At 62.7% G+C, this 12,279-nt stretch carries 12 protein-coding genes; 10 read left to right on the plus strand and 2 right to left on the minus strand.

Features of this window, described 5'->3' with window-relative positions; genetic code table 11:
- The first annotated feature begins 28 nt into the window (after positions 1-28).
- From BMW89_RS27850 to BMW89_RS27870, 5 genes are all read left to right on the plus strand, one after another.
- Positions 29-712, plus strand: coding sequence for a YoaK family protein (locus tag BMW89_RS27850; RefSeq protein WP_092031096.1), 684 nt, complete (start codon positions 29-31; stop codon positions 710-712).
- On the plus strand, positions 709-2,400 hold the full coding sequence (locus BMW89_RS27855; RefSeq protein ID WP_092031098.1) for a SulP family inorganic anion transporter: 1,692 nt from the start codon (positions 709-711) through the stop codon (positions 2,398-2,400). Before BMW89_RS27850 ends, BMW89_RS27855 begins: the two co-directional genes overlap by 4 nt.
- Positions 2,401-2,602: 202 nt before the next feature.
- The gene (locus tag BMW89_RS27860; RefSeq protein ID WP_177196363.1) at positions 2,603-5,353 is read left to right on the plus strand and encodes a decarboxylase; all 2,751 of its coding nucleotides are present in this window, start codon (positions 2,603-2,605) and stop codon (positions 5,351-5,353) included.
- Between the two features lie 12 nt (positions 5,354-5,365).
- Complete coding sequence (locus BMW89_RS27865; protein WP_092031101.1) at positions 5,366-7,066, plus strand: aspartate:alanine exchanger family transporter; 1,701 nt, start codon at positions 5,366-5,368, stop codon at positions 7,064-7,066.
- Positions 7,067-7,096: 30 nt separating this feature from the next.
- Positions 7,097-7,531 carry a hypothetical protein gene (locus tag BMW89_RS27870; RefSeq protein WP_092031104.1) on the plus strand — a complete coding sequence of 145 codons (435 nt, stop codon included), beginning with the start codon at positions 7,097-7,099 and terminating at the stop codon, positions 7,529-7,531.
- Positions 7,532-7,573: 42 nt separating this feature from the next.
- Here the strand turns inward: BMW89_RS27870 and ppk2 are convergent, their stop codons facing one another.
- A complete protein-coding gene (gene ppk2 / locus BMW89_RS27875) occupies positions 7,574-8,374 on the minus strand; it encodes a polyphosphate kinase 2 (RefSeq protein ID WP_092031107.1) in 801 nt (266 codons plus the stop codon).
- Between the two features lie 22 nt (positions 8,375-8,396).
- Entirely contained in the window at positions 8,397-8,849 is a 453-nt protein-coding gene (locus BMW89_RS27880) for a hypothetical protein (RefSeq protein WP_092031109.1), read from the minus strand.
- A gap of 162 nt (positions 8,850-9,011) precedes the next feature.
- Between BMW89_RS27880 and BMW89_RS27885 the strand changes: the two genes are divergently transcribed.
- The 5 genes from BMW89_RS27885 to BMW89_RS27905 all read left to right on the plus strand — a co-directional run bounded on the left by BMW89_RS27885 (position 9,012) and on the right by BMW89_RS27905 (position 12,235).
- Positions 9,012-9,425 carry a hypothetical protein gene (locus BMW89_RS27885; RefSeq protein ID WP_092031654.1) on the plus strand — a complete coding sequence of 138 codons (414 nt, stop codon included), beginning with the start codon at positions 9,012-9,014 and terminating at the stop codon, positions 9,423-9,425.
- A complete protein-coding gene (locus BMW89_RS27890; protein WP_092031112.1) occupies positions 9,418-10,653 on the plus strand; it encodes an HlyD family secretion protein in 1,236 nt (411 codons plus the stop codon). Before BMW89_RS27885 ends, BMW89_RS27890 begins: the two co-directional genes overlap by 8 nt.
- A 14-nt stretch (positions 10,654-10,667) precedes the next feature.
- Entirely contained in the window at positions 10,668-11,084 is a 417-nt protein-coding gene (locus BMW89_RS27895; RefSeq protein ID WP_092031114.1) for a hypothetical protein, read from the plus strand.
- Between the two features lie 84 nt (positions 11,085-11,168).
- Complete coding sequence (locus tag BMW89_RS27900) at positions 11,169-11,954, plus strand: DUF2092 domain-containing protein (RefSeq protein ID WP_092031117.1); 786 nt, start codon at positions 11,169-11,171, stop codon at positions 11,952-11,954.
- Positions 11,951-12,235, plus strand: coding sequence for a hypothetical protein (locus tag BMW89_RS27905; RefSeq protein ID WP_092031120.1), 285 nt, complete (start codon positions 11,951-11,953; stop codon positions 12,233-12,235). Before BMW89_RS27900 ends, BMW89_RS27905 begins: the two co-directional genes overlap by 4 nt.
- The last annotated feature ends 44 nt before the right edge of the window (positions 12,236-12,279 follow it).

The raw sequence follows: 12,279 nt of genomic DNA on the forward strand, positions 1-12,279 counted from the left end.
AGCATCTGCGAAAGCCGAAATTTCGGACATGAGTTCTCTGGATGTGGTCGCCGGTTCGTCGATCCGTCGCGACGAGACGGTCGAGGTTGCTTTGCTTCTGGCGTTCGCCGGCGGGTATATCGACGCCTATACCTGGATCATTCACGGTGTGATGGCCAACGCCCAGACCGCCAATCTCGTCCTGCTCTGGGTTTATGGGGCCGCCGGAACGTGGGACAGGGCGCTGCACTTCGTTCCTCCAATTCTCGCATTTGCCGTCGGCATCGTCATGGCCGCCCGGTTGCGCCGGGCCGCGGGTGAGCGTGCCCCCGCAATCAGCACGCTCATTGAAATCGTGCTCCTGATCGCGATCGGCATTCTGCACAACCGCCTGCCGGACCTTGCAGGCACGCTCGGCATCTCACTCGTCGCCGCCATGCAGGCCGCGATCTTCGTCAAGGTCGAGGGGACGGCTTGCAGCACGGTGATGATCACCGGCAACATGCGTCAGGCCATCGAGGCCTTGTTTGCTACAGCGTCCGGAGGCGGACCGCCCGGGACACTTCGCCGCGCCGGCATCTTCGTCGCCTTGTGCATCGTTTTCGGCTTCGGGGCCGCCGTCGGCGCCTTCGCGACCAAGGGCATCCCTGACCTCGCGCTCGGCGTCCCCGTCGTTGCACTGCTGATCGTCTTGCTGCGCTGCGAGGTCCAACGCGATGAGGCGCTCAGATGAATTCGCCATCCGAGCTGCGTGCGAGCTGGACGCGATTTTTTCCGCCATTCGGCTGGCTTGCGGCGTATCGCCGGGAATGGCTGCCGTTCGACGCGATCGCGGGAGTTACGCTTGCTGCTTACGCAATTCCGGTATCGCTCGCCTATGCCGCGCTGGCCGGCCTGCCGCCGCAGATCGGCGTCTACGGCTACATGCTCGGCGGCATCGGCTATGCCCTGCTCGGGGCGTCGCGGCAGCTTGCGATCGGCCCGACCTCGGCGATCTCGCTGATGATTGCATCGACCGTCGGTGCGCTCGCAGGCGGTGATGCGGTGCGTTATGCGCAGATTGCGAGCCTTGCGGCTTTCGCCGTGGCGGTGCTGTGCTTCATCGCGTGGCTGTTCAAGCTCAGCGTGCTGGTCCGCCTCGTCAGCGACAGCATATTGGTCGGCTTCAAGGCGGGGGCTGGACTCACCATCATCATGAGCCAGTTACCGAGCCTGTTCGGGGTTGCCGGCGGCGGCCATAATTTTTTCGACCGCGCCATCAAGTTGGTCGGGCAACTCGGCGCCATCGATCCGCTGGTGCTTGCCATCGGCGCGGTCGCGCTGTTGCTGCTCCTGCTGGGCGAACGGCTGCTGCCGGGCAAGCCGGTCGGAATCACCATCGTCGCGCTCGCGATCGTGACGGCAACGCTCCTTGGCTTTCCGGCCATGGGTGTGCCCGTTACCGGGAAGATACCGGAGGGACTGCCGGCACTGGGGATACCGACCTTCGGGCTACTGGAGTTCGACGATCTGTTCCCGCTCGCCGCCGGTTGCGTGCTGCTGGCCTATATCGAGGGCGTCTCGGCGGCTCGCAGCTTCGCCGCCAGGCACGGCTATCCCCTCGACGTCCGGCAGGAGTTTTTGGGGCTGGGCGCGGCGAACCTCGCGGCTGCGTTCGGTCACGGTTATCCCGTCGCCGGTGGCCTGTCGCAATCCGCCGTCAACGACAGCGCCGGCGCGCGCACGCCGCTGGCGCTGGTGATCTGCTCGGTGGCACTGGCGCTGTGTCTGCTGTTCTTCACGGGGCTGCTGACGAACCTGCCCAAGGCGGTGCTCGCGGCGATCGTCTTTGCCGCCGTCTACAAGCTGGTCGATGCGCGCGCCCTGATGCGGATGTGGAAGGTCAGCCGGATCGACTTCTATGCCGCGGCGATCGCGCTGATCTCCGTGCTGCTGCTGGGGATCCTGCAAGGCGTGCTGCTGGCGTCGATCGCGTCGATTTTCCTGCTGCTGGCTCGCGCCTCGCGGCCGAACGTGGCGTTCCTCGGGCGGCTCCCCGGCACCGGCCGCTACTCGGACAACGCCAGGCATGAGGGCGTCGAGCCGTTGATCGGCATCATTGCGTTCCGGCCCGAGGCATCGCTGCTCTACATCAATGCCGAAACCGTCATTGAGACGGTCCTGAACGTGTTGCAAAAATCGAGCGACATCAGGCTGGTCGCCTGCGATCTCTCGGCTTCACCCACGATCGATCTGGCCGGCGCGCGCATGCTGCATGATCTCCATGATGAGCTTGCCTCGCGTCATGTCGCGTTTTGCATCGTCGGCGCGCACGGGCAATTGCGTGATCTGCTACGGGCAGAGGGGCTGGCCGAAAAGACCGACAGCGGCCAGTGGCTGCGATCGCTCGACAGCGTGCTTGGCGATGACCCAGCCGGATGAGGCACAAAGGACGTGCTGGTATCCAGAGTACTCTTCAATCGATCACCGACGTCCTGCTGCATTGCGGAGGGGGCACCCAGCGCGAGTATCCGCCGAGTCAAATCGCGCGACCGTTGACTTGGATCAATGGAGCGTTCGGGGCGGCCCCCACGATTTGCCATCGCACTTGCCCAACACTTGCCCAGGAATCGGGAGACGAAGCATGTCCAAGGACGCCAAGCCGGCGCAGAAGCGCATCGACCAGTTCTTTTCCGGGCCCGGGGGGCGAGCGGACGACTGGCGCGATCTGGTGGAGGCGGCGAAGACGTGGGCGAGGGGGGGAGACCGCGCGAAATACGATACGGCGTTGGCCGACCTCTCCGTGACGGAAGAGTTTCACGGCTATCCTGGCTTGCAATTGATGGCGGCGCTGCGGGAAGCCGCCACGGCGGGCGACGCAGCCGGCTCGTTCGCTTTATCGACTCGGATTACGCAGGCCCTTCAAACCAAGTCCTTCCGCCAACATGCCGGCGACGCCAACGACAAGGATGAGGGCAATGGCGATGCCTCTGATCTGCTGGTGCCGACATCCGGTTCGCAGGCGCACCGTCCTTATTTCGAGACCCTGATCGTCACCGGCGTGTCATCCAACAATTGGCCGTCGCTTGCGGCCGAATGGCGCAAGCTGCGGCGGCCGGCGGATCAGTTCGTCTATGAGCCGGTTTTCGTGGGAAGTATGGAAGACGCGTTCTGCGCCACGCTCCTGAACCCCAATCTCGCGGCGGTCGTGATCAACGAAGGCTTTGGCCTGCGCTCACGTCATGATGCGCCTGTCCTGCGGACCATGACGTCAACGGCCGGTCTGAATGATGAAACCGACGCGTCCGCGCTCGGGCTCGCCCATATCATCAAACGGGTCCGCCCTGAACTCGACCTCTATTTGATGTCCAATCGGGACGTGGAGGAGATGGCCGGGAATCCCGAGGCCAATGTCGCCCGCCGCATTTTCTACTCCATCGAAGAGCTGCTCGAGCTGCATCTATCGATCCTCGAGGGCGTGCAGGACCGCTACGAGACGCCGTTCTTCGACAATCTCAAGAAGTATGCGCAGCGGCCGATCGGGACCTTCCACGCGCTGCCGATCGCCCGCGGAAAATCCATCTTCAAGTCGGACTGGATCCGCGACATGGGCGAGTTCTACGGCCTGAACCTGTTCCTGGCCGAAAGCAGCGCGACCACCGGTGGCCTGGACAGCCTGCTCGAGCCGACCGGCACCATCAAGAAGGCACAGGACAAGGCGGCGCGCGCGCTCGGCGCCGATCGCGTCTTCTTCGTCACCAATGGCACCTCGACCTCGAACAAGATGGCGGTGCAGGCGCTGCTCGGGCCGGGCGACATCGCGATCGTCGACCGCAACTGTCACAAGTCGCACCATTACGGCATGGTGCTGGCCGGCGCGCAGCCGCTCTATGTCGAAGCCTTCCCGATGACGGAATATTCGATGTACGGCGCCGTGCCGCTGAAGACGATCAAGCAGGCGCTGCTGAGCGCCAAGGCCGACGGTCGGCTCGACCGCGTCAAGATGCTCGACCTCACCAACTGCACCTTCGATGGCCACATCTACAACACCCGCCGGGTGATGGAGGAATGTCTCGCCATCAAGCCCGACCTGATCTTCCTGTGGGACGAAGCCTGGTTCGGCTTTGCACGCTTCTCGCCGTTCCTGCGACGGCGCACCGGTTTGGGCGCGGCCAACGAGATCGAGGCCTGGATGCACGATCCGAAATCGGTCGCGGCCTATGAGAAACAGCAGGCCGAGCTCGGCAAGAACCCTTCGGACGAAGTGCTGCTCAAGACCCGGCTCATTCCCGATCCGCGCCAGATTCGCTTGCGCGTCTACCAGACCAATTCGACGCACAAGTCGATGTCTGCTCTCCGGCAAGGCTCGATGCTGTCGGTCAAGGATGTCGAATTTCATACCGTCGAGCAGCAGTTCAAGGAAGCGGTCTTCACCCACGCTTCGACCAGTCCGAACCAGCAGCTCATCGCCAGCCTCGATATCTCGCGGCGCCAGATGGAGCTCGAAGGCTATGGCCTCGTGGCTAATGCGATCGAGATCGCGCTCGCCATCCGCAAAGCGGTCAACAGCAATCCTCTCATCTCGAAATATTTCCGCATTGTCGGCGCAGACGGCATGGTGCCCGCACAATACCGCCAGAGCGGCTTTACCGACTATCTGGCGCCCGGCGTGAACTGGGCCAATACCCTGAAGAGCCTGGACGACGACGAGTTCTGCCTTGATCCGACCCGGATGACTTTGGTGTGCGGCACGGCGGGCTTCGACGGCACCCAGTTCAAGGGCATGCTGGCCAACGCGTACAGCATCCAGGTCAACAAGACCTCGCGCAACTCTGTCCTCATCCAGTCCAACATCAACAACACCCGCAGCGACGTCGCGCATCTGATCCGGGTGCTGGCCGAGATCGCCGGTGAAGTCGACCGCGGGCTTGTTCACGGCGGCGCCAATGCGAAGAAGACGTTCGAGGCACGGGTGACGAGCCTGATGAAGGATGTCCCCGACCTGCCGAACTTCTCGCATTTCCACCCGAGCTTCCGCGGCGATGCCGGTGCCAAGACCAACGAGGGCGACATCCGCAGCGGATTCTACACGGCCTATGACGCGGCAGGCTGCGAATATATCCCCCTCGGCGATCCCGAGATCGACCGTCGCCTGAAGGCCGGGCCTGAGCTGGTCTCCGCCAGTTTCGTGATCCCGTATCCGCCGGGCTTCCCGATCATGGTGCCAGGCCAGGTCATCACCCAGGAAACCATCGACTTCATGCGCAAACTCGATGTGAAGGAGATCCACGGCTACGACGCCAAGGAAGGTTTGAAGCTCGTACGCACCGAAGCCTTGGCGAAGATCGGCCGGCCAAAGCCCGGTGCTACGGCAAAGTTGAAAGCCGCGTCATAAGGGGGACGAATAATGCAGTGGTTTTTCACGTTCTTGCAGCAGAATCCATTTCTGCTGTTGTTCTTTGTGGTCGGGCTCGCTGTCTGGATCGGGCGGGCCAGCATCAAGGGCTACGGTCTCGGCATGGTCGCCGGCGCCATCGTGGTCGGCGCAGGCCTCTCGGTCTGGGCCTCGACCTATGGCGTAAAGCTGGAGCTGAACAATTTTGCCAAGAGCCTGTTCTACTATCTCTTCATGTACGGCGTCGGCTTGCGCGTCGGCCCGTCCTTCATCAACAGCCTGAAGGGCGACGGTCTCAAGTTCTGCATTCTGGCGCTGGTGTCGAGCGTGCTTGGCCTGGCGCTTGTCGTCATTTTCGCAAAGCTCTTCTCACTTCCGCCCGGCGCCGCCGGCGGCATGCTGGCGGGCTCGCAGACCATGTCAGCCGCGATCGGCTCGGCCGAGCAGGCGGTGACATCCGGCGTCGTCAAGCTGCCTGCGGGCATGAAGCCCGAGGATGCGTCCGGCATGATCGCCTTGTCCTACGGCATCACCTACATCTGGGGCACCGTCGGCATCATCCTGATCTGCAAGTACCTGCCGCGCTGGTGGGGCGTCGACGCCAAGGCAGCGGCGAAGCAGTATGAGCAGGAATTCGGCGTCAAGGACCTCGAAGGCGGTGGCCTCACCGGCTATCGGCAGTTTGGGTTGCGGGCGTATCGGCTGGAGAATCCCGCCCAGGTCGGGATGAGCATTGCGGGCTTCCGCCAGGCCCATCCCGAATATCGCATCGCGAACGTGTTGCGTGGTGGCGAGTCGGTCGGGGCCGATCCCGACCTCGTCCTCCTGAAGGGCGACGTCATCGCACTCGGTGGCTCGACCGAGCATCTCACCGACAAGATGGGCTTGATCGGTCCCGAAATTGCCGACGCCAAGGCCCTCGGCGTTCCCCTGGATCAGGCCGAGATTCTCGTCACCAACAAGGAGATGGTCGGACGTACCTTTGAATCCTTCCGCGAGCAGGCGATTGCCGGTCAGTTGCAGATCGGCAAGGTCGAACGTGGCGGCGTGCAGATTCCAGCCGGTCTCAAGACCGAACTGCAGCGGATGGACATCATCACGGTTGTCGGCCTGAAGTCGGCCGTCAACGAACTCGGCGAGATGTGGGGCCGCATCGCGCGCACCAACACCTCGACCGATCTGCTGACGCTGGCGGCTGGCATGATCCTCGGCTTCCTGATCGGCATGATCGAATTCCCGGCCTTCGGCGCCAAGATTGGCCTCGGCAATGCCGGCGGTCTGCTGCTGTCCGGCGTGATCGTGTCCTCGGCCGTGTCGCGGCTGCGGTTCTTCGGCAACACGCCGAATGCGGCGCGCAACGTGCTGGAAGACCTCGGCCTCGTGGTCTTCGTTGCGATCGTCGGCGTCAACGCTGGCGCTGGGCTACTGGCTCAGCTCACGGGTGCCGTGGCCTTGAAGATATTCGTCGCCGGCTTTATCGCCTGCACGATCCCGCCGTTCATCGTCTGGGCGATCGGTTTTCATGTCTTCAAGATCAATCCGGCCGTGCTGATGGGCGGCGTTGCCGGGGCGCGGTCGCATTCCGGTCCGTGCCGAGAGGCTGCGGTGGAGATCCAGAGTTCAGTGCCCTGGATCGGATTCCCGGTTGGCTATGCCGTGTCGGGCATCCTGCTTACCGTGTTCGGCTACTTTGCAATGATTTTGGCACAATAGATCGACGTCACTGTTCAAGGGGAAACGGTCATGAGAAGATTTACCAAGTACGTCGCTCTAGCTGCCACGCTAGCGCTCGCCGCCGGCTTCAGCACGCCCTCACGTGCGGAGACCGGCCAGGTCGCGGTCGTCTTCACGAAGGGCGGCTTCATCGTCGGTGTCGGCGGCGGCGAGGGTGTCCTGCTGTATCGGGGCCACAAATATCCATTCACCGTCTCAGGCATGAGCGTCGGCTTCACGATCGGCGCGTCTACGACCAAGCTGGTCGGTCGCGCGCTCAATCTTCGCGGGCCGCAGTCCATCGAAGGGTCCTATGCGGCAGGCGGAGCAGGGGGCGCGGTTGCCGCCGGCGCCGGCGCGGTTCAATTGCAGAACGGCAATGGCGTGATCCTGCAGCTCAGCGGGCCGAAGGTCGGCGCGGAACTGTCTGCTGCGGTTGGCGGCGTCACGATCCGGTTGAAGTGAGCACCACGATCAGGCCGCGCTCCCGGCGCGGCCTGATTTGCTTCAGTATCTCTCTTCGACGAACTTCAACCCGCGCAGGCTTGCTTGATCCTTGTAGCGGCCCTTGTGCGATCGCTTCGGCAGCTTGACCTTCGCGCGCGCGATCTTCTTGTAAGGGATCGTTTTGAGGATGTGCGAGATGACGTTGAGCCGTGCTCGCCGCTTGTCGTCGGAACGGATCAGCCGCCATGGCGCATGTTTCGTGTCGGTCGCCTCGAACATCATGTCGCGTGCGCGCGAATAATCGTACCAGCGCCCGAACGATTCGGTGTCCATCGGGCTCAGTTTCCACTGCCGCAGCGGATCCTCGATGCGCGCCTTGAAGCGGAGTTCCTGCTCCTCCATCCCAACCTCGAGCCACAGCTTGATCAGGAGGATGCCCGCCTCGACGGCGAATTTCTCGACCTGCGGGCACAATTCCAGGAAACGCTTGTGCTCGGCGGGCGAGCAGAAGCCCATGACGTACTCGACGCCGGCGCGGTTGTACCAGCTGCGGTCGAAGATCACGATTTCACCGCCGGCCGGGAATTGCTCGATATAGCGCTGGAGGAACATCTGGGATTTTTGCCGGTCGGATGGCGCGGGCAGGGCGCAGACGCGGAATACGCGTGGGCTCACCTTTTCGGTCAGCGCCTTGATGGTGCCGCCCTTGCCGGCAGCATCGCGCCCCTCGAAAATGATGATGATCTTCAGTTTCTCGGCTTTCACCCATTCCTGGAGGTGACACAGCTCGACCTGGAGCTTCTCCAGCTCCTTCTCGTAGTCCTTCCGCTTCATTCGCTCCGCGGGCGCATCCTTGGCCATGCCTGTCCTTTCGCTGCTGCGTTCAATCATCCCAGGAAATGGTCACGCCGATATCGCCGGGCAGGCCGCCCGGGAAATCGATGATCTGATAGGCGATCCGGTAACCGCGCGGTTTCAGATAATCGGTCCAAAGCTGGAAGATCTCCTTGGGGACTCCGGTCAGCGTGGTCTCCCAGCCCTTTTCCATCTGGTTGATGGCGCGTCCCTTGTCGGTGCAGAGCGAGTTGGGGAAGCGATAGACCAGCACTTCCGTCAGGCCGTTTCGCACTGCACGCTGGATGATGGTCGAGGCGAGCTTGACCTTCTCCTCCTCGCTCTTGCCGGAGGGCTTGCCGAGGCGCTCGATCAGCGCGCGCTTCTCGGCGTCGGCGGCCGCGGCGAGACGGACATATTCCTCGGCCTTTTCGGCCTCCTTGAGCGCGGCCTCTTTTCGAATTTCGGCGGCGCTGGGGATGAGATCGTCGAGGCCGGGCATGGCTGCGGCTCCTGATGATGGTGCAATCTCTGTGCAGGAAACGCTAGGTCGGGCAGGGAGCATTCTCTTGATTCAAATCAAGCAAAGCGACAAGCTGTCTTTACACAGTGCCGCTAGAGCACGTTTGACCGGGAGAGATTTTTGAACGACCAGCTTCATCCGATGGCCCCCCATCATCTGCCGTTCTATCTCGCGCCGGGCAGCGGGACTGATACGCTGATGGTGGTGATGGGAATCTTCCTGATCGGCACCGTGCTCTGGGTCGGCACGCTCTATTGGAAACTGCACAGCCTTCCCGAACGGATGGCGCACAAGTCGCAGAAGCTGCAATTCGAGTTCGTCGCCGTGCTCGGCCTGATCTCGCTCTTCACGCACATGCATGTCTTCTGGGTCGCGGGCCTGCTGTTGGCCCTGATCGATCTTCCCGATTTCGGCACGCCAATGCGCAGCATCGCCGATTCCGTGGAGAAGATCGCGGACGCGACACCGGGGGCTGTGAGCGAGGCTGATCTACCCGGCCCGCTGCCGCCACAACAAACCGGTCCGGCCAAGGGAAGGGAGCACAATCATGTTTGAGCTGATGTTCTGCTCCCTGCTGACGATCGTGCCGGACTACCTCTACCGCCGCTATGCCCAGGGCAAGCGGTTTGGCAAGGAGATCACGTTCTACTCCGTCTGGTACGAGCTGCGCTGGGGCATCACCGGCTGCCTGATGCTGACGGTCTCGCTGATCACCATGATCTTCTATTTCCATCCCACCGCGGAGTCGGCGACGCTCTATTTCCGCACCGTGCCGATCATGCCCGTAGGCGTCGCCGGTCGCGTTGCCGAGGTCAATGTCGGCTTCAGCGCGGCGGTGAAGAAAGGTGACGTTCTGTTCAAGCTCGACAGTATGAAGCAGGAGGCTGCACTGGAGACTGCCAAGCGAAAGAGCGCCGAAGTGGACGCGTCGCTGATTTCGGCACGGGCCGACGTGGTCAAGGCAGATGCCCAGGTCGGGGAGGCGAAAGCGTCCTTGCAGCAAGCCAAGGACGAACTGGACGTGAAAAGCGAATTGCAGCGACGCAATCCCGGCATCGTGCCCCAACGTGACATCGAGAAGCTGCAGGTGCTGGTCGATCAGCGGCAGTCCGGCGTCGATTCCGCGAATGCGTCCAAGGAATCGGCAGTGCTGCGCGTCTCCACACTCTTGCCAGCCGAGAAGGCCAGCGCCGAAGCCGCGCTGGCAGAGGCACAGGTGCTTCTGGACCAGACGATCGTTCGCGCCGGCGTCGACGGCCGTGTCGAACAATTCCTGCTTCGCGTCGGCGATGTCGTCAATCAACTGTTGCGGCCGGCAGGCGTGTTGATTCCGGACGGCGCGGGCCGGAGAGGTCTTCAGGCCGGCTTCGGGCAGATCGAAGCGGGGGTGATCAAAGAAGGTATGGTGGCGGAAGCGACCTGCATTTCCAAACCCTGGGTGATCATCCCGATGGTGGTCACGACCGTGCAGGACTACATCGCCGCCGGACAGTTCCAGGGTGGACAGCAACTTCTTGAAGCCCAGAATGCCGTCCAACCCGGCACGATTCTCGCGTTCCTGGAGCCGCTCTACAAGGGCGGGCTCGAAGGCGTCACGCCGGGCAGCGCCTGTATCGTCAACGCCTACACCAGCAATCACGAGGAAATCTCTGCGAAGGACACCCCGACCAGCCGCGCCATTGCGCTGCATGTCGTGGACGGCGTCGGCCTCGTGCACGCGCTGCTGCTGCGGATCCAGGCGCTGCTGCTGCCAATCAAGACACTGGTGCTGAGCGGTCACTGAACAGGAATGGAAACATGATCGTGTTACGGACGTCGTTCGCGTCGGGCGCGTTGTTGCTCGGCTCGCTCCTCGCGATATCCGCCGGTGCCGAGGCACTCGATCTCGACGGCGCTTGGGCGAGCGATGCCGACAATTGCACAAAAGTGTTCGTGCACCAGGGCGGGCGGGTCGGCTTCACCGACATGTCGGACGTCTATGGCGGCGGCTTCGTCGTCAACGGCGACCAGATCGTCGGCAAGTTCGCGCATTGCCGGATCAAGGCCAGGAAGGACAATGGACCCTACGTCAACCTGGTCGCGGCTTGCGCGACCGACATCATGCTCTCCAGCGTGCAATTCAGCCTGAAGGAACTCGATGCCAACAGCATCGCGCGGTTGTTCCCGGGCATGGAGGACATGGAAATCCGCTATCACCGCTGCCCGGCGAAATAGCGGCAACTTGCTTTGGCTTGATTCATGTCAATCAACGCCGCGCGCCGGTGCAGCTGAATGTCGTTCTCTTTTGGGAGGACGAGCATGAAATCAGAAACACGCCTTCGCACGTTCGCAGTTGTCGGTGCCGCGCTGCTGCTCGCGGCAACCACCACCGCTCGTGCGGACGACCCGGCAAAGATCCTCAAGTCGATGACGGATTATCTCGGCAGCCAGAATACGCTGTCCGCATCCTTCGAGAGCGACATTGAGATTATCACGCCGGAACTCCAGAAGATCCAATTCACAAGCTCCGGTCAGATCAAGCTGAGCCGGCCCGACAAGCTGCGCGTCAAGCGCACCGGAGGCTATTCCGACGTTGAGCTCGTCTATGACGGCAAGACTATCTCGCTCTACGGCAACGACGCCAAATCCTACATGCAGGCCGACGCTCCGGGCACGGTGGATCAGATGATCGCGGGAATGCAGTCCCATTCCGGACTCGGCATGCCCGGCACCGACCTCATCCTGTCCAACGCGTTTGACGAACTGATGGCCACCACCATCGAGGGCAAGCATATCGGTCAAGGCGTGATCGATGGCGTCGAATGCGAGCATCTCGCATTTCGCACGCCGGAGACTGACTGGCAGATCTGGATCGAGCCGGGCGCAAAGCCCGTGCCGCGCAAATACGTGATCACCAGCAAGACGGTCACGGGTGCGCCCCAATACACGCTGCGGATCAGGGACTGGAAGACCGACGCCTTTGCCGACGCGGACACTTTCGTGTTCAAGCCTCCCGCAGGCGCCGCCAAGATCGACATCGATGCTATCGCGATGGCCGATTTCGACGAGCTTCCCCCCGGTACACCGACAGGAGCCAAGAAATGAGCAAGTCACGAACGGTCTTCATGTGCGCCGCCGCCGCCGCGGCCTTCGCTGCGGGGCTGTGCTGGAATGGCACGGGTCGAGTTGGCGGCAACGGCTTCTTCCCCGAGGCCCAGGCCAGGGTCGGAAGGCCGCTCACGCCCATGAGCTATGCCGGCGTCGCCCGGCGGACAACGCGCCGTGCGGTGGCTGTCGGTGCGGGGGCTGGCGCGGCAGGCGCGTATTACGGCCCTTCCTGCGTGCAAGCCGTCGACGCCTATGGCCGGGTGGTGACGCGCTGTTGAGGCCGGCCGCTTTCCGGGCCTGTTGAAGTGGTGCACTTCCCGCT

Origin of the sequence: Bradyrhizobium sp. OK095 (assembly GCF_900109945.1) — a bacterium.
GTDB lineage: Bacteria > Pseudomonadota > Alphaproteobacteria > Rhizobiales > Xanthobacteraceae > Bradyrhizobium.